Source organism: Cellvibrio sp. ARAG 10.3 (assembly GCF_051846955.1).
Classification (GTDB): Bacteria; Pseudomonadota; Gammaproteobacteria; order Pseudomonadales; family Cellvibrionaceae; genus Cellvibrio.
The window spans coordinates 1-18398 of the sequence record NZ_JBPYCU010000010.1; the positions used below are offsets into that span (position 1 = coordinate 1).

An 18398-nucleotide genomic window follows, 5' to 3' on the forward strand; every position below is an offset into this window, starting at 1 on the left:
GTGGTGGGCGGTACAAGACTCGAACTTGTGACCCATGCCTTGTAAGGGCATTGCTCTACCAACTGAGCTAACCGCCCCCGTTGAGAGGTGCGCATTCTACCGAATTCAGATGCCTTGTCAAACACTTTTATACAAACCGCACCCGTCGTCCACAAGTTGCTGATTTGTCTCGCAAATCACGCGCTAGCGGGTTATTTATTCCACCTCGCAACCAACGTTCATCAGGATCAGCTGTCTTCCGATAATGCCCGTCTGCAGCACGTTAGTTTTCTTCGGCGTTGCTGAGTAGAATGTGGCACCTTGTCCGCTCAATACTGTGTGGTGCTATGTCCAAGAACTCTCCAACCCTGTTGCCTGGGACCATCGCCTCGTTATTTTCCTGGATCGGCCATTATTTCAGGCCATGTGTCAGCCGGTCTTTCCTGGCCGGGTGCCTTTTCAGTGCCCTGCCCGGCGTCGCCCAACAGGCCAGCCCCGCCCCACAAGACAGCAGCGGTTACAGCAATATCTTGTGGCTGGTGATCACCTTGATGTTCCTGTTGCAAAGTTTGTTGATCATCGGTTTGCAACGCAGCCGCCTCAACAACAAGCGCGCCCGTAAAGCATTGAAGGAATCCCAGCGGGAGCTCGAGCACAAGATTGCCGAGCGCACCGAAAGCCTCCACCAGACCAACAACCGTTTACAGGATGAGATTGCACGGCATGAGGCAACGGTGTTGTTGCTGCGCGAAACCCAGGATTACTTGCACAGCATGATCAACTCCATGCCGTCGGTGTTGATCGGGGTTACCCACCAGGGTTATGTCACTCACTGGAATGCATCGGCGGCATTTAACACGGGTATCTCTCCCGATGAAGCCCTGCATCATCACCTGAACGAGGTGTATCCCAGCCTGCCGATCAGTGTGGCCACCATTAAAAAAACCATTGAAAGCGGCGTGCCTCTGGTCAACGAAAATATGCAACAGGGCCAGGGCAGCGAAGCACGCTACACCGACATGACTATTTACCCGTTAATTGCGGCCCAGGGCATTGGTGCGGTGATTCGTATTGATGACGTGACCATGCGTGTCAAGCTGGAACACAGGATGATCCAGAATGAAAAGATGTTGTCGCTCGGGGAATTGGCGGCGGGTATTGCCCACGAGATCAACAACCCTATCGGGGCAATCCTGCACAGCGTGCAAAATATCTATCGGCGCACCTCACCGGAGTTGGCGTCCAACCATGATGTGTCGAAAAATCTGGGCATCAGCGTAGAGCAAGTGCACGAGTATTTGCGCACACGCAATATCTACAGTTTTCTGGATGACATTAAAGAAGCCGGTGAACGGGCAGCCAAGATTGTCACCAACATGCTGGAGTTCTCCCACATCAGTAACCGCAATACCAGCCTGATGGATCTGAAAAGTGTCATTGATCACAGTGTTGAGTTAAGCATTAGCACGGGTGAATCCAAAGAACGTAAAGTTAAGCCTGCGAAAGTCATCAAGGAGATCAGCAAGGATTTACCCGGTGTGATGGGTTCGGCTCCTGAAATACAGCAGGTCATCCTGAATCTGCTACGCAATGCGCGGCAGGCGTTGGCCAGCGACCTGCAAAACAATGCCGAACCACAATTCAAGCCGACTATTACTATTCGCGCCTACACGGAAGCCTCCTACGTGGTTATTGAGGTGGAAGATAATGGCCCAGGCATGGAAGACAACGTTAAAAACCATATTTTTGAACCCTTCTACACGACCAAAGAAGTGGGCAAAGGTACGGGTCTGGGCTTATCGGTTTCCTATTTCATTATCACCGAGCACCACAAGGGCAAGATTGAGGTGGAGTCAACGCCGGGCAAGGGAACCTGCTTTACGATTCGTTTGCCCTTACCCGATAAAACCGCCTGACCCGGAAGCATCAGCATGAAAACAATAGAAAAATTCAGCACGAAAACACTAACTGCCCACCTCTTGTCCCCCCTGATCCTTGCCATCGCCCTGGTTTCCGGGTGTGCACAACAACCTGCCGTAACCCCCACAGAGGACCCGCGTCAATTGACTGACTTGGCAACTGATATCCTCACCAAGGCGGTCTATGTCAGCAGCTTATTTAACCAGTGCACGCCTTTGGGGGGCGAGGCTGAGCTTGAAGCCATTACGGTGCAACAGGATTGGATCGATAAAAACTGGCCGGCCATTATTGCCGCCGATCACTACTACACCAAGCAATTTGGTTCACAAGCTATCAGTTACAACGGCCAGCCTATTTCGTTAGCAGCGGTGTTGTTGGCCTATAACGCTAAAAAACGTGCGACGGATGAATTGAACCTCAAGCAACGGACCCTCACCAACCAGCAAAGAACCTGTGTGCGACGTATCCAGACCCTGGCACAGCAGGAGATGGACCTGGCTGCGAGCGAGCAGGCGCGTGCAGACCTGCTAGCCCTGCAACAACAATATACCGGTGATACCACCCGCGTTGTGCCGGTGCCCAGCCTCGCGGGAGACGTCACCACCGAGCGTGAGAATGGTCGCTCCTATTTTGTGTTATCTGAAGAATTTAAAAAGGAGTGTCCTGAAGGGCAATTTATTGTGCTGCACAACCAATGGCCCCGGGAAGCCTATGCGTCCTATTGCGGCGCAGTCCCTGTCTCGCTGGTGAGCTGCGAATGGGGCAAATGCACGACGCAACAACCCTGATGCAACCCTGGCGGCGGCGGGCTTTCCTGATCAATCTGGCGTATCATGGGCGGCGCTATGCCGCCTTGCGCGGTACCTCACCGTTATCATTGTTAGCCGAACATTGTTGACTAAACTATGCTCCACCCTCTCTTATGAATGACCTGCATGACTATTGATTCTTTCTCGCCCGAAGCCTACGAACAACAACTTGCCGACAAACTCAATCGCTTACAGCAGGATTTTGTTGAATTCTCATTGCCCGCCATCGACGTGTTTCGCTCGCCGATAAAACATTACCGCATGCGCGCAGAATTCAAGATGTGGCACGAGGGCGAAACGGTCAGTTACGCCATGTTCAAACCCGGTGAATATCGCAAGCCTTACCCGATCGAGAACTTTCCGGTCGGTTCAGAGCAGATTAACCACCTCATGCCGTTATTACTGGCTGCTATCCAGGGTACACCGGTATTGCGACAACGCCTGTTCCAGGTGGAGTTCCTGACAACGCTCAGCGGTCAGGCGCTGGTTACGCTCGTTTACCACAAAAAATTGAAAGACGACTGGCGGGAGGCCGCAACACAACTTCACCAGACGCTTGGCATCGCCATCGTCGGCCGCAGTCGCGGACAAAAAGAAGTGATTGATCGGGATTATGTAATTGAAACTCTCCAGGTCAACAATAAGATTTTTCACTACCAGCAAGTTGAAGCCAGCTTTACCCAACCCAACGCCAGGGTTTGCGAACATATGCTGGCGTGGGCGGTAAACAAAAGCCGTCACTTTGGCGGTGATCTGGTGGAGCTGTACTGTGGCAACGGCAATTTCACCTTGCCATTGGCGCAGAATTTTAACCGTGTACTGGCGACGGAAGTGGCGACCAGCTCAGTCAATTCCGCGCTTTACAATATCAACCTGAACCAGGCCACCAATGTCGCGGTGGCGCGTATGTCGAGTGAGGAATTTTCCCAGGCGTTGAATAAAGTGCGGGCGTTTTATCGCCTCAAAGATATCGACCTGGACAGCTATCACTTCAGTACAATCTTTGTCGATCCACCGCGCGCGGGTATGGACCCGCTCACCACCGATATTACCCAGGGCTTCGACAATATTATTTATATTTCCTGCAATCCCGACACGCTGCGGGAAAACCTGCAAACCATCACCAAAACCCACGACATCACCGACTTTGCGGTGTTTGATCAATTTCCCTATACCCACCATCTTGAGTGTGGTGCCATCCTGCGGCGCAAATAATAATTAAAATTCGCGCCCTTTAATGCGCACCGCCGCATCCAGCACAAAGTCGCGGTAACTGGCTTCGTGTTTCATGCGCTGCAAATCAAATTGCATCTGCTCCTTGCGGCTTAATTTTTTCCAGCCGTCCAGGATCGGGATGTGCTCGGTCAGGCTGCGCAATTGATAAAAGGCTGAGAACTCTTCGCGCACGTCATCGCCCACACCAAGACTGTCGAGTAATACTGAAATACGAATGCTGGCTTCGGTTAACGTTAAATCTTCGGATTGGGAAGCCTGGGCAAGGATCTGAATACTGCGATTGATATGCGCACGCTGCTCCCTGATTGCCTGTTCTTTCTCCGCCAGCAAGAGACGCTGCGCCTGGTTTTGTTTGCGCACTTTGTACAACAGCACCCCGGCAATCGCCGCCAGGATGCTCACAATAATCAAACCGATAATCAACAGGATGATTTCAAGACTCATGGGTAAACCTCTTATCAGATGGTGTCTTCCGGGCGTGGATCACTGTCGCTTTCGGTCGACTCATCCGGCAAGTCGTCCGGCAGTTCTTCAAGCAATTGCTCGTCGTCCAGCGGTGTGTCTTCGATCAATTCGCGATTGATACGCTTTTTGGTTTTCGCACCCAGACGGCGGATGTCGTCTACGCGCTTGACCAGGTTGCCGCGCCCGGTCTGCAAACGCTTGCGTGCGGTGTCGTAGGCTTCGCGGGTTTTGTCCAGATAGTTGCCGATGTTGTCGAGGGAATCCAGCAACAAAACAAACTGATCGTGCAGTGCACCGGCATCGCGGGCAATACGTTCGGCATTGCGATTTTGTTTTTCGTAGCGCCAGATATTTTCCACTGTACGCAGAATCGCCAGCAGATTGGTAGGGCTAACTAAGATGATGCGTCGATCATAAGCCTCATGAGACAAGCCCGGCTCATGTTGCAACGCGAGCAGAAAGGCCGCTTCAACCGGCACAAAGATAAACACAAAATCCAGTGACTTTACGCCATCGAGTTTTTCATAATCCTTGATGCTGAGTTGCTTGATGTGATTACGCAAGGACGCTACATGGGCCGTCAAATAGCGCTGGCGTTCCAGGTCATCGTCGGTATTACAGTATTTTTCGTAATCCACCAAAGAGACCTTGGCATCAATGATGATGTCTTTGTTCTCCGGCAGATGCACGATAACGTCGGGCATACGCCGGTTACCGGCTTCACTGGTGTAACTGATTTGGGTGTCGTATTCGCGGCCTTTTTGCAGGCCGGATTGCTCCAGCAACCGTTCCAACACCACCTCACCCCAATTACCCTGCACCTTGGAATTGCCTTTGAGGGCCTGGGCGAGGTTGATCGCATCTTCACCGATTTTCTGGGTTTGTTTTTGCAACTCCAGCACCTGGCCCGCCAGTCGGTTGCGATCAGCGGTTTCTTTTTCGTAGACGTCTTCTACCTTGCGGCGAAATTCGTTGAGTTGCAGGCGCAATGGGTCGAGCGTGGTTTCGAGCAGACTCTTGCTGCTGTTGGAAAATTGTTGCTGTTTGTGATCAAAGATTTTATTGGCGATATTTTCAAATTCTTTGCTCAAATCCAGTTTGGCATCCTGCAAGAGTTTGAGTTGTTCAGCAAAGTTGCGCCGTTCCTGTTCAAGCCGGGTTTTTAACTCCGTCAATTCATTATGCGCTGTGTGGGCCGCCTGCTCACTCTGACGCAACTGCTGTTGCACATCGCCCAGGAATTGCAATTTCTCACGCGCCGCCGCCAATTCCTGCCGCAGGTCGCCCAGTTGTTGTTGCTGTTGCGCGCGCAGATTTTCGCCCTCGCGCGCCAGGGATTTTAATTCATCTTGCTGGTTGCGCAGGTAATCGAGTTCGCGCGTCAGCCCCGCTTCACGCAGATCCCACGTGCTTTGGCGGTTCGCCAGTTCGGACTCGAGTTCACGGGTACGACTGAAGACGGCATCGTCGATGCGCCGACGCAACAGCAATACGCTGAGCAAAACGCCGATCAATAGCCCACCGAAGGTGGCGGCCAGCAAGATGATAGTGTGATTATCCAAAGGTCTTTCCTATTGCAGTTATCGGCCGGTGCCGGAATACTGGCCGTAATCCGGCCAGCGAGGCGCGCTTTGGTGCGGTAGTTCACTGAATCTGTGGATGCGCTTGTATACCGGGTGAATGGCCCAATACAATCGCCATCCCACGTATCCCTTGGTTCAAGGTATCATGTCTTCCACCGATCCCGCGCTCACCCGCAAGATCCGCCAGCTTTGTGCTGCCGGATACCAGCATTACGATGCCGGTGATTACAAGGCAGCGCTGCGGCTATTCTATCAAGCCTGGCTGCTTCTGCCCAAGCCGCAAACCGATTGGGTTGAAGCCGGCTGGGTATTGACGGCCATCGGCGATGGCTATTTTCGTTCCGGCCAATACCAGCCGGGCCGCGAAGCACTGCAATCCGCATTGTGTTGCCCGCAGATGGCGCAAGCGCCCTTTATCCACCTGCGTCTCGGCCAGTGCCTGTGGGAACTGGGTCTGTATGACAGTGCGCGCACGGCGCTGCTGCGCGCTTACGAGATCGCACGCATGGATATTTTTTCTGCCGAAGATCGCAAGTATTATTTTGCCATTGCCGGTTTGCTGTCCCGTCAGACATTAAACGAGCCATCGCCGGGTATCTCCAGTGAGCAGCACCAGAAACTTTTTAAAATCCAGGGAAATTAATCCGCTAAATGAACGCCATACAGCACAAGCCGCGCATCCTCGTCTTTGATTCCGGCGTGGGTGGCCTCAGTGTTATGCATGAAATTCAGCAACGCTTACCCCACTGCCAATACCTTTACGCCTCTGACAACGCCGCGTTTCCCTACGGCACAAAAGCTGAAAGCGAGTTAATTGCGCGCGTTGATCAGGTCCTGCACGCATTGTTGCAACATATTGAACAAGGTTATGGTCCGGTGGATATGATTGTGGTGGCCTGCAATACCGCCAGCACACTGACATTACCGCACATCCGCAGCCATTTCTCCCAACCGATTGTCGGTGTGGTGCCGGCAATTAAACCGGCCGCCTTACAATCGCGCAGCAAAGTCATTGGTTTGTTGGCCACACCGGCGACCGTGGCTCGACCGTATACCCATGACTTGATCAAAGAACACGCGGCACACTGCACGGTGATCTCTGTCGGCAGCAGTGAACTGGTGCAACTGGCCGAACAAAAATTGCGCGGTGAAATCGTTGCACCGGAAAAAATTGCCGCGATTGTAGCGCCTTTTTATACCGCACCACGCAGTACAGAACTGGACACCATTGTACTTGCCTGCACCCATTTTCCTTTGTTGAAAGATGAATTGCGCCACAGCTTGCCCGAGGGAATTCAATTGATCGATTCCGGCGAAGCCATCGCCCGGCGCGTGGAGTTTTTGTTGCAGCAACAACCGCCTGTTGCTCATACCGATGTTCGTCACGGTCATCTGGCATTGTTCACCAAGGCGACCCGCGATGTGGAATTATTACGTACAGCGTTGCGCGATTTTGCGCTGGAAAATATTGAGATTGTGGCCTGCTAAAAGCATCACAGGAAATTACCTGTGAGTGCTGACAGGCGTAGCCTTCGCCGGAGGGCGTAGCCATGGCAATAGTGCTGTGCGATGATAACGCCACTCCAATAATCGATGATTTGCACAGGTTCCGGCATGGTCGCTGCATTATTTGATATCACTCCCCTGCTCCCCGCCTTGCATGACGGCGACATTATTCTCACGGCCAATAATCGCCTGCGCAATCACATCCTGCGCGCTTATGGCGTGTATCAACAAACGCAGGGCAAAACGGTGTGGGCTGCGCCAGCTATTTATCCGCTGAATCAGTGGCTGCGGGAATGCTGGCACCAATTGCAGGATCAGGCGTACGCACCGAGCCAGGTGATGATTGCCAGCGCCTTGCAACGGCAATACCTGTGGGAAGAGGTCATCACGCATTCCAGTGTCAGCGACGCCTTGCTGCAACCGGAGCCCCTCGCCCAAAGCGCGGACAGTGCCTTGCGCAACCTCGCCTTGTGGCAATTAGGTGAGGCTGTTTTAACAGCATTTGAAAATCAGAATACCCTGCACTTCATGAGTTGGTCAGGAGATTTCAATACACGCCTTGCGCAGATGCAATTAATCACCGAAGAACAATCCTACGACATTATCGGCAACGCTTTTGCCGAGGGCGTGTTGTCACGTCCGCCGCGTATTTATCTGCAAGGTTTTGATGATATTCCGCCGTTGATCAATCACCTGTTACACCAGGCCACGCCGGAGATCCGTTTATTACCACCCCATCGCATTACAAATAATCGCATTGATCGCGTGAGCACGGTTGATGATGAAACGGAAATCGGCACGGCGGCGCTGTGGGCTAAACAAATACTGGAAGAAAATCCGGATGCTGTGATCGGAATCATCGTGCCCAACCTCGGACAATGTCGCGATCAGGTAGAGCGCTTGTTCACCGATGTCTTTGAACCGCTCGCAAAGATGCCGGACCAACCGCGTTACACCTTGCCGTTTAATTTTTCTGCCGGTACACCGCTCGCCGCCACGCCGATTATTCACGCCGCACTGGAATTACTCAACCTCACGCGCGGCCCCTGGGAATTGGACAGCGTGTGTGATCTGTTGCAATCACCTTTTTTTGGCGATGCCGAGAATGAATGGACGCTGCGTGCCGGAGTGTGTGACGCGTTACGCCGGCAAGGCAAGTTTATGATCAGTGCGACAGATTTGCGTTACCACTGTCGCAAACTGTCTGACGCGTTAAAAGTCACGGCGCCCGATAATGTTGCTGCGGGTTTGATCGCGTTGGAAAACCAGCGCCGCGGCAGTCTCGGCCAACATACCGCCGCCTACTGGGTGGATTTTTTTCAACAACAATTAACCTTGTTGAACTGGCCCGGCACACGTCGTCTTGATAGCCAGGAGTTTCAGCAAGTTAAACTCTGGCATCAGGTACTGGATGAATTTGCCACGCTCGACAGCACCGGTTTACGGCTCGATCACTACCACGCCTTGAAACAACTGCGCAACCTCGCCGGCAAGACGCCCTTCCAGGCGCAAACCCCGGACTCACCCATTCAAATCCTCGGTGCACTGGAAGGTGCCGGTTTGCGTTTCAGTCATTGCTGGGTGATGGGCCTGCATCATCGCCAGTGGCCGCCGGTCCCTGCACCCAATCCGTTGCTGCCGGTGTCGTTGCAACGGGATCACCAGATGCCTCATGCCAGCGCCGAGCGCGAATTAATCTTTGCCCAGGCGTTGACAGAAAATTATCGTCATTGTGCGGCGCAGGTGGTGTTCAGTTCTGCGCACAGCGATGCAGAAAATGAATTGCGGCCCAGCGCATTAATTCGCGATATACCTGAAACTGCGATCACGGCGCTGGTACCGGCGAGCCGCAATTGCACACAACAAAACGCACGCACCATTGCAGCGGTTAAACACTGGCAACTGGTGCACAGCGCTCACGGCCCGCGCCTGTTATTGAATGACCAACCCGTGCGCGGTGGCAGTAATCTATTCAAGCAACAGGCCGCCTGTCCGTTTAATGCGTTTGCGCGCCTGCGCCTCGGTGCTGAACAAATCAACGAACCCGTGGCAGGTTTTTCTGCCATTGAACGCGGCAACATGTTGCACGATGCCTTGGCTATTATCTGGCGCACGTTGGGTAATTCTCACCAGTTGCTTGCGCTGTCTGCCGATGAGTTACAACAGTTAATTAACACCGCCGCTGCCGAGGCCATACGCCCGGTGCAACAACACCGCCCGGCAGAACTGGGAAGCTTTTATTGCGCATTGGAGCAGGAACGGCTCGCGCGCTTGTTGAACGAGTGGCTGGAACAGGAAAAAACGCGTCCGCCGTTTAGCGTGATTGCCATAGAAGAAAAACACAGCGTGAATTTTGCCGGTTTGAACCTGCAACTGCGCATTGATCGCATCGATCAACTGGAAAACGGCGAACTGTTGTTGATTGATTACAAAACCGGTTCACCCAAATTAAAAAGCTGGCTCGGCGAACGCCCCGACGAACCGCAGCTGCCGCTTTATGCCGTGAGTCATCATACCCCGGTAGCCGCCATTGCCTTTGCACAAATCAATGCAAAAGCTGCACAGTGGATCGGCACCGGACAATTGTCGGTGGCTCATGACGGCATCCAGCCACCGCCACTCGAATGGCCGGAACAACTCGCTGAGTGGCAAACCTGCTTGCAGCAGCTCGCGCAGGATTTTATTGCGGGCGATGCACGCGTGGATTTTAAAGATCAGGCTGCCATGCAATACGCAACGGATTTAATACCACTCAACCGCGTGCTGGAGATGGACGCGGTCAGTGAACTGCTGGACGCGGGCCAGGTGCCCGTCGTAGAGGAGCAAGCATGAACCTCGAACACTTGCCCCACGCCAGTTTTGCACCCGACGCACCACCGGATATCGACGCACGCCGTGCCGCCCTTGATCCCACACAATCTTTTGCGGTCTCTGCACCCGCCGGCTCCGGCAAAACCGGCTTGTTGACACAACGGGTATTAACCTTGCTCGCCCATTGCGAGGCACCGGAAGAAGTGCTCGCCATTACCTTTACCCGCAAAGCAGCCGGCGAGATGCAGGACCGAATTCTGCAAGCTTTATGGCAGGCAGCGGAGCAACCGGAGCCGGACAATCCCCATGCACGCCTGACCTGGACCCTCGCACGCGCGGTGTTGCAACGCGACCGGGAATTACAATGGAATTTATTGTTCAGTCCGCAGCGCTTGCGTGTGCAAACCATCGACAGTTTATGCCGTTCGATCACCAAACAATTACCATTGGCCAGCGGCCTGGGTGCACAACCCGACACGCTGGATGACGCAGATAGTGCTTACCGTTTGGCTGTACGCGAATTTTTTAATTTGCTGGAACAGGATTCCCCGTTGCGCGACGACCTCGCACGTCTGTTGCGCCATCTCGACAACAACCTCGCCAGCATCGAAAACTTGCTCGTCGCGCTGCTCGCCAAACGCGAACAATGGCTGGAAGTGTTATTGCAGGCACGCCAACAACACGCGCGGGATTACCTTGAACAAACCCTGCATCAGGTTATTGTCGAGCACCTGCAACAGGTACAACACTGTTTGCAATTACATGCCAGCGAACTCTGTGCCATCGCTGATCAGGCTGCTACCAATCTGGAACAGGAAACACCACAAAAACATCGCATCCGTCATTTACTCGGCGTCACCGGCTTACCTTTGTGTGAACCGAAGGCGGTGGAACAATGGGTGGCGTTTACTGACCTGCTGTTAACCAACACCGGCAGCTATCGTGCGCGCCTGACCAAGAATGAGGGGTTTCCACCCGGCAAAGAAAGCGCCGCATTGAAAGAACGTTTTTCAGCTTTGATCGGCGCCTTGCAGGAAACCCAACCGGCGTGTGCCGAATTACTGCACGGCATTCGCGGTTTACCCACATCGGTTTACGAAGATGCGCAATGGCAATTGCTCGACAGCCTGACGCGCCTCTTACCCTTACTGGTTGCGCAATTAACCCTGGTGTTTAAACAACTCGGCGCTACCGATTACAGCGCAATTTCCCAGGCCGCTTTATTGGCCCTGGGTGACGACGATGCCCCCAGTGATATTGCGCTGCAACTGGATTACCGCATCCGTCATATCCTGGTGGATGAATTCCAGGATACCGCCAGCCCACAATTGCGCTTACTGGAAAAACTCACGGCGGGCTGGCAAGCCGACGATGGACGAACCTTATTTATTGTGGGCGACGGCATGCAATCCTGTTACGGTTTTCGTAACGCAAATGTCGGTTTATTTCTCGATGCGCGCCAGCGCGGGATTGGTACGGTGGATTTGCAGGCGTTGGATTTGCGTGTGAATTTCCGCTCACAAGCCGAGATCGTGAAGTGGGTAAACAGCACCTTTCATTGCGCTTTTCCAGCGCAGGATGATATCAGTCGCGGCGCGGTGAGATATTCACCGTCCATTGCATTCAATAAACCCTTGCCCGATACCGCAGTGACTTTTTTTGCCTGCACGTACACCAACGGTGACAAGAACGAAGACGACGAAGACAGTCTTCAAGGGAAACAGGACGCACAGCACAGCGAAGCACATCAGGTGGTGCAACTGGTGCAACAGGCGCGCCGCGATAATCCGGAGGGTACGGTTGCTATCCTGGTGCGCACCCGCACGCACCTCGCACAAATTTTACCGGCGCTAAGTGCGGCGGGGTTGCGCTGGCAAGCCACCGATATCGACAGTCTCGCCAGCCGCATGGCGATTGTGGACCTGATGTCGCTGACCCGTGCGCTCTTGCATCCCGAGGATCGTATCGCCTGGCTTGCATTGCTGCGCGCGCCCTGGTGCGGCTTGAATCTGCACGACCTCCATGCGCTGGCCAATGCCGATCTCGGCGAACTCAGCCCGCGTGTCAAGGAAAGTGGTTATCCGGTGATCTGGCAGCAACTGCAGCACCACCTTCATATCGACTCCTTAAGTGCTGCAGGAAAAAAATTACTCGCACGATTGATGACGGTTCTGCAATCCGCGTTGCGTCAACGGCGACGCAAGCCATTGCGCCAGTGGATCGAAGGCGTATGGTTGGCGCTGGGTGGGCCGGCGGTATTGCTCGACAGCAACGACAGTGAGAACGCGGCCAGTTATTTTGCGCTGCTTGAACGCCACGACGAAGGCGGCGGTATTCGCGATTGGCAGGCGTTCGACACAGCAGTGCAAAAACTCTTTGCCAAACCACGCGCCGACGCCGACCCGCGCTTGCAGGTGATGACCATCCACAAATCCAAAGGTCTGGAGTTTGATACGGTGATTATTCCGGGCCTGGATCGTTTGCCACGCCGCGACGACAACGAGTTGCTGATGTGGCAGGAACGCCTGGACGCCCAGGGCGAAAACCAGTTACTGCTCGGCCCGCTGGCCGCCACCGGTGAAGATCACAGCCCCATCTACCGGTTTATGCGCGCCGAAAAAGAAAAACAACAAGCTTACGAATCAACACGTCTGTTGTATGTTGGCTGTACCCGCGCGATACAACGTTTGCATTTATTGGCCTGTGTAAAACAAAAAGATGATGTCCTCGCAACGCCCAATAAAAACGCATTGTTGGCCAGTATCTGGGAACAGGTAAAAGCAGACGCGCAATTGTTATCGGTAAAGTCCCCACCACCCGCCCAGCAATTAACCCTGGCAATTGCGCAACCGGGTTTACAACACATCCTGCGTTTGACACCGGAATGGCAACTGCCTCAGCTCACCGATGTCAGCCTGCTCAAACAGTATCGCGGCCATGAGTACGATGATGATGAAAATCTGCCGGAACCGGAGACGCGCAGCAATCGCCTGGCTCGCCACACCGGCACGCTGATCCATCGCGCTCTGCAAGTGATCACCGAGCGCAATCAGGTACATGGATTAACTGAAGAAAATGTTACGCGTTATTTAAACAGCCAGACACCTTTCTGGCAGATTCAATTGCGTCAATCCGGCTGGATGGGTGCGGAATTGGCCCAGGCCATGGAACGTATTTATCAAGCGGTGCAGCACACTTTATACGACCCTAAAGGCCGGTGGCTGCTGGATCATTCCCACGAGCAAAGTGCTTGTGAGCTGGCGTTGTATCAACAGAGTGATCGTTTGCGTGAATCGATTATCGACCGCACGTTTATTGCTGAGGGTGTGCGGTGGATTGTGGATTACAAAAGCAGTGAACCCGTGCAAAACCAGACCGAAGCGGACTTTGTTGCGCAGGAAGTTGAGAGTTATCGCGAACAATTGGCGCGCTACCGTGAATGGTTTGCGGCGATGGATGGACGGGAGACGCGAACGGCTTTGTATTTTCCCGGGTTGAAGGAGAACCGGTGGGTTGAGGTGGAGTTGTGATAAGGGTGAGGACAATGTTGCAGAAAAATAAGTCGGATTGTAGGAGTCAATCCGACTTATTTTATAGTGTGGTGTCGGATTACGCTGCGCTAATCCGACCTACGGGATGACAACCACGGGTTATTAATAGGCCTGGGATTGTTTTTCCAGTTTTTCACGCAGCTTTTGTTCGTGTTCGGCGATCTCCGGGGTGACGTTATCACCGAAATCTTCCAGCTCATACACCGGGCGGATATCGATATCGGAATCTTCCAGCATGGGATTGGGGCAGCGTTTTACCCACTCGATAGCTTCTTCCATGGATTTTACTTGCCACATCCAGAAGCCGGCGATTAATTCTTTGGTTTCTAAAAAAGGACCGTCGGTCACGGTGCGGTTGTTACCGGAAAAATGTACGCGCACGGCTTTTGAGCTGGGCTGCAAGCCATCGCCGGACAGCATGATCCCGGCATTCACCAATTCTTCATTGTATTTTCCCATGGCTTCCAATAATTCGGTGCTGGGCATAATGCCGGCTTCAGAGCTGGGGGTTGCTTTGACGATAACCATCACTTTCATTGTGTTGTCCTCTTTCGTTTGATTATGGGGCTAATGTTAACGCGCTTCAGGCACGCAATGATAAAACTCATAACCTAGTCGAATGGTAGATGCTGGATTCGACAACCGGTAGGAAATTTTTTTAGGCGGAATGGGAATTTCCTGGAATGGCGTGGGAGTCGTCGGGATAGGAGGTGTGTTGGAGCAAGAGGTGTCGGATTACGCGGCTACGCCGCTAATCCGACCTACTGGTGAGAAAGACTGCCGTAGGTCGGGTTAGTGGCGCAGCCACGTAACCCGACACTAAAACGGTATTAAAACGAATACGTCACACTCGCACCAAACTCCTGCTCGGGATAACCCGCAATATCAAGGTAATCATTCACATAAGCCCGCACACGAAATTTTTCAAACAACCGCACATTGGCGTAGGCACTCAACCACTCCACATCATCGCCACCGGGAATGTAAGCTTGCTGGGTATTGGCACTGGCACCCAGGGTTAACCAGGGTGTGAATTTATAACCGCCGTCAACCGTGGCATAGGCGTAATTGTCGTAACCGTAATTAATCACTTCACCTTCTTCATCGCCCGGTTCCGAGTAAGCCACGCCTCCGGAAATCCATACATAACCCACCGCCACATAGCCCAACCAATTGCCTTGTAATCCACTCAAGGTGAAATCCAGGGTGGTATCGCGGGTGCCACTGCCGATCCCGGTATCTTCGTCGCCATTGTCCCATTTGTAACCCAGGCCGATGCTGCCCAGCCAAATGCCTGCATCATCCAATTGCGTGGTGCGGCGCGCGAACAGGGAGATATCGCTCATGCCCGACACCGAATCGCTCACCGCTTCCGGCTCTGTGGTTTGCTGGTCACAATAATCCAGTTGTTCACCAGTTACCCGGCCGCGATTGATCAACAGTTGCCGCTGCAAATCCGTCAGCGAACTTAACCGCTGGCAAATGCGCGATGGCGTCGGTTGAAAGCCGTTAACAAAATATTCACCTTCAATACTTTGCCAGGGCAGACTCAGGCTGATGTCCCATTTGCCCGCCTGCACATAGGGCTGCAGGCTGACGGTGTTCAGGTCGGCATCGCTGTTGTCGAAACTCTGGTGTTCGCGTTGTGCGCGCACGTCCATCCCCCAGTGTACGATGTCACCGCTTTGCGCCAGTGTCGGTGTGCTTACACAAACCAAACCCAAGGTTAAACAATATTTCCAGGAAGCAATTTTGTTATTCATGGTGAAACTCCTGTGTTACAGAAATTTTGAACAAAACTCGTCATCGGGAGTGAGCTTCACTCCCGAACATTCAATGTGGTTAAGGTTATTGCCGCAGACGCGGCAGGTTCAGTAAACGTTCGCGAGTCAATTGGCGCTGTTCGCGATTAAGATCACGAAAACGTTCGCGCAATTGATCACGTTGTTCCTGAGTCAGGGATTGCCAACGGTTACGCAAGGCATCCTGTTGTTCCACCGGCAAGGACTGGAACCATTGGAAACGCTTGCGCAAATCCTCCTGTTGTTCCGGTGACAAATTTTTAAAGGTTTCATAGCGTGTCCGCAGCGTCGCTTTTTCTTCATCCGACAATTGCTGCCAACGCTGGAAACGGTTCATGAGATTTTGGCGTTGTTCCGGTGACATAGTCTGGAATGTTTCCGCACGTACCAGCAATTGCTGACGCTGCTCAACCGGGAGCGAATCCCAGCGCGGTTGCATCGCCTGCAGCAATTGTTGCTGTTCTGCGCTCAGGTTTTTCCAGTCGGTATCCTCAGCCGCCCAGGCGCAGTTGATACCGGTTAACAAGATCATAATCAGCGTAAAAGTTTTCATGGCGATCATTCCTCCGCAGCGACTGATGAGTGCGGATTGCTGGTTGAAGAGTCTGCGGCTCGGGTTGCGTCCGCATTGTCCGGTAGTTGTTGCATTTGGGCGAACTCCATGGGGTCGATGACCTCCCCTTTTTCGTTGCTGAATTCCAGCATGTATTGCCAGAATTCGGCGGAAGGTGCTTGCACATCTGCCGCGTAAACGACGGAGCCGCTTAAGCACAAATAAAAACCGATATGCAGATAATTAGCTTTCAATGTCACTCTCCCCGATGGCTAATAACATCTCCATGTCGAGCAGCATTTGTGGATCTTCCTGCAAATAACTCATGTTGAGGTCCTGTGCATCCGGCTGGGGATTTGCCTGATCAAACTGGCCGACCATGGGTACAACAACCAACGCCGCCACACTGGCCGCGACTGCCAGGCCGCCCATCCATTCCCGTTTATAGGAGCGATGGGTGATCGCCGTGCGCCGCGCTCGCGCCAACTGCGCCAGGGTGTGCTCGTCCAGATCATCAAGACTGCGCTCCAGCGAGTCCGCCACCTGGCGACTGAGCTGCTCGTCGCGCTCGCTCGTGGGTTGATGAGGATCGTTAGTCATGGGTTTTCTCCGCCGGGGTTGTTCCGCTGTGATGGTTCATCGTCACTCAATGCGGCGCGCAAGCTGTGCAGCGCACGAAAATAATGGGTCTTCACACTGCCTTCGCTGCATTCCATTGCCTGCGCCGTCGCCGCCACATCAAAGCCCTCCCAGGCGCGCAGTGTGAAGGCTTGTCGCTGGCGCAGAGGCAAGGCTTCCAGCACCCGAATCACCCGCTCCACATCCCGCGCCCGGGCCAATAAATCGGCAGGATTGATCTCCTTTTCATCGGCGACTGCCAGCATGGGATCATCGGACTCATCATCGTCTGCCCTTGCTGACTGCCAAAACCATTTGCGCTGGCGTGTTTGCTGCCGGTGCCAATCCATGAGGCGGTTATTCAAAATCCGTTGAAACAGCAAGGGCCACTCTTCCTGCGGGCGAGCGCGGTAATGTTGCACCAGTTGCAACATCGCATCCTGCACAATATCGAGCGCATCTGCCGCGCGTCGGGTTGTCATCAATGCCGTGCGATATGCGCGTCGCTCTACCTGAGCGAGAAAACCATCCATGGTTTGCGGATGCCCTTCCGATTCAGCGGTTGCCGCATTGATGGGTGTGATTCTGGCAAGCATTCTGATTCCGTAAGTGAGATTGAACGAGCACCGTTTGTTGACCGACAGTTTAGCGACTATTTCTGTTGTACGCGCTGCACCGTTTCCCCCGGGTATCCGGGCACGACAGCTGCCTGCCGCGCCCGCGATATTTTACTCAGCCGCGCTGTCCACGCTACGCTCACGTTTGACGCTGGTGGTCGTGCTGGCCTGGCCATTGGGTCCGGACGCCGTCACCGATTTGGTCAAACTGCCCTCGTCTTTATTGACGCTGACATCAGCCGAGCGAGTGCGCGTATTGCCACTGGCGTCGGTATGACTGGACGTCCGGGTGAACCCGTCATCAGTACGCGCCAGCAAGCTATCGCCGGACACACTGGTGGTTTCTCCTTCACTATTGGTGCGCGTCGCTGACATCTCCTTGCTGATAGTCCCCGCCTCTTTATCGACGGTTAGCGAACCTGAACCGGAGCGGCTATTACCGGCAGAATCGCTGTAGTTGCTCACCCGCTCCAGGCCATTTTCCGTGCGGCTGATTACCCGCTCACCGGCATATGATGTGCCATCAAAGGCTATACCGGAGACTGTACGCGTGGCGACGCCGGCTTCATTGTCACGCACCATGGCGTTGCTGCGTGTGGTGGTTTCGCCTTGGGCGTTGGTGCGGGTGACTTCGCGGGTTGCGCCACTGTCGGTGGGACGGCGTTCGATCTGACGGGTGATGCTGCCATTAGCGGTGGCGTTGATAACGGTGCGGTCAAGAATATTACGTCGCTCAGCCTGGGCGCTGGTGGCGGCGACAGTGAGGACCAGTGCAATTGATAAGATGGACTTGTTCATGGTGATTCTCCTGATGGTTTCATTGGATGCGCGAGAGGTTTTTCGCGCTTTCAGGGGTATTAACGGGGTTGAGGGGAATCGGTTGACAGGGAAGTGACAAAAAATTTTATTTGGGTAGGAATATCGGGAACAGGGTCCGAGACACGCCGT

At 53.6% G+C, this 18398-nt stretch carries 16 protein-coding genes and 1 tRNA gene; 7 read left to right on the forward strand and 10 right to left on the reverse strand.

Going from position 1 to position 18398, the window contains the following annotated elements; all coding sequences use genetic code 11:
- Position 1: 1 nt before the first annotated feature.
- Positions 2 to 77, reverse strand: a tRNA-Val gene (locus ACSV5M_RS13260).
- Between the two features lie 249 nt (positions 78 to 326).
- On the opposite strand from ACSV5M_RS13260, the gene ACSV5M_RS13265 reads away from it, so the two are divergent.
- The 3 genes from ACSV5M_RS13265 (at position 327) to trmA (ending at position 3923) form a co-directional block, all read left to right on the forward strand.
- Positions 327 to 1895, forward strand: a complete 1569-nt coding sequence (locus ACSV5M_RS13265) for a two-component system sensor histidine kinase NtrB (RefSeq protein ID WP_439176717.1) — start codon at positions 327 to 329, stop codon at positions 1893 to 1895.
- A 15-nt stretch (positions 1896 to 1910) separates the two neighbouring features.
- A complete protein-coding gene (locus tag ACSV5M_RS13270; protein WP_439176718.1) occupies positions 1911 to 2687 on the forward strand; it encodes a hypothetical protein in 777 nt (258 codons plus the stop codon).
- Positions 2688 to 2834: 147 nt separating this feature from the next.
- A complete protein-coding gene (gene trmA, locus ACSV5M_RS13275; protein WP_439176719.1) occupies positions 2835 to 3923 on the forward strand; it encodes a tRNA (uridine(54)-C5)-methyltransferase TrmA in 1089 nt (362 codons plus the stop codon).
- A 3-nt stretch (positions 3924 to 3926) separates the two neighbouring features.
- Here the strand turns inward: trmA and ACSV5M_RS13280 are convergent, their stop codons facing one another.
- Positions 3927 to 4388 carry a DUF2489 domain-containing protein gene (locus ACSV5M_RS13280; RefSeq protein WP_439176720.1) on the reverse strand — a complete coding sequence of 154 codons (462 nt, stop codon included), beginning with the start codon at positions 4386 to 4388 and terminating at the stop codon, positions 3927 to 3929.
- A gap of 14 nt (positions 4389 to 4402) precedes the next feature.
- Complete coding sequence (gene rmuC / locus ACSV5M_RS13285) at positions 4403 to 5971, reverse strand: DNA recombination protein RmuC (protein WP_439176721.1); 1569 nt, start codon at positions 5969 to 5971, stop codon at positions 4403 to 4405.
- Between the two features lie 166 nt (positions 5972 to 6137).
- Here rmuC and ACSV5M_RS13290 point away from each other — a divergent pair, with 166 nt between their 5' ends.
- The 4 genes from ACSV5M_RS13290 to ACSV5M_RS13305 all read left to right on the forward strand — a co-directional run bounded on the left by ACSV5M_RS13290 (position 6138) and on the right by ACSV5M_RS13305 (position 13839).
- A complete protein-coding gene (locus ACSV5M_RS13290; protein WP_439176722.1) occupies positions 6138 to 6635 on the forward strand; it encodes a tetratricopeptide repeat protein in 498 nt (165 codons plus the stop codon).
- An 8-nt stretch (positions 6636 to 6643) separates the two neighbouring features.
- Positions 6644 to 7480: a glutamate racemase gene (gene murI, locus ACSV5M_RS13295; protein ID WP_439176723.1), complete on the forward strand. Its 837-nt coding sequence runs from the start codon at positions 6644 to 6646 to the stop codon at positions 7478 to 7480.
- A 126-nt stretch (positions 7481 to 7606) separates the two neighbouring features.
- Positions 7607 to 10330, forward strand: a complete 2724-nt coding sequence (locus ACSV5M_RS13300; RefSeq protein WP_439176724.1) for a PD-(D/E)XK nuclease family protein — start codon at positions 7607 to 7609, stop codon at positions 10328 to 10330.
- A complete protein-coding gene (locus tag ACSV5M_RS13305; RefSeq protein ID WP_439176725.1) occupies positions 10327 to 13839 on the forward strand; it encodes a UvrD-helicase domain-containing protein in 3513 nt (1170 codons plus the stop codon). The genes ACSV5M_RS13300 and ACSV5M_RS13305 overlap by 4 nt, the downstream gene beginning before the upstream one ends.
- A 123-nt stretch (positions 13840 to 13962) precedes the next feature.
- Here the strand turns inward: ACSV5M_RS13305 and ACSV5M_RS13310 are convergent, their stop codons facing one another.
- From ACSV5M_RS13310 to ACSV5M_RS13340, 7 genes are all read right to left on the reverse strand, one after another.
- Complete coding sequence (locus ACSV5M_RS13310; protein ID WP_439176726.1) at positions 13963 to 14397, reverse strand: YciI family protein; 435 nt, start codon at positions 14395 to 14397, stop codon at positions 13963 to 13965.
- A gap of 293 nt (positions 14398 to 14690) precedes the next feature.
- Positions 14691 to 15623, reverse strand: coding sequence for a hypothetical protein (locus ACSV5M_RS13315; RefSeq protein WP_439176727.1), 933 nt, complete (start codon positions 15621 to 15623; stop codon positions 14691 to 14693).
- 85 nt (positions 15624 to 15708) lie between these two features.
- Complete coding sequence (locus tag ACSV5M_RS13320; protein WP_439176728.1) at positions 15709 to 16215, reverse strand: DUF3106 domain-containing protein; 507 nt, start codon at positions 16213 to 16215, stop codon at positions 15709 to 15711.
- A gap of 5 nt (positions 16216 to 16220) precedes the next feature.
- Complete coding sequence (locus tag ACSV5M_RS13325) at positions 16221 to 16469, reverse strand: hypothetical protein (RefSeq protein WP_439176729.1); 249 nt, start codon at positions 16467 to 16469, stop codon at positions 16221 to 16223.
- A complete protein-coding gene (locus ACSV5M_RS13330; RefSeq protein WP_439176730.1) occupies positions 16459 to 16815 on the reverse strand; it encodes a hypothetical protein in 357 nt (118 codons plus the stop codon). The genes ACSV5M_RS13325 and ACSV5M_RS13330 overlap by 11 nt, the downstream gene beginning before the upstream one ends.
- Positions 16812 to 17429, reverse strand: coding sequence for an RNA polymerase sigma factor (locus ACSV5M_RS13335; RefSeq protein WP_439176731.1), 618 nt, complete (start codon positions 17427 to 17429; stop codon positions 16812 to 16814). The genes ACSV5M_RS13330 and ACSV5M_RS13335 overlap by 4 nt, the downstream gene beginning before the upstream one ends.
- A 132-nt stretch (positions 17430 to 17561) precedes the next feature.
- Entirely contained in the window at positions 17562 to 18248 is a 687-nt protein-coding gene (locus tag ACSV5M_RS13340; protein WP_439176732.1) for a hypothetical protein, read from the reverse strand.
- Between the last annotated feature and the right edge of the window lie 150 nt (positions 18249 to 18398).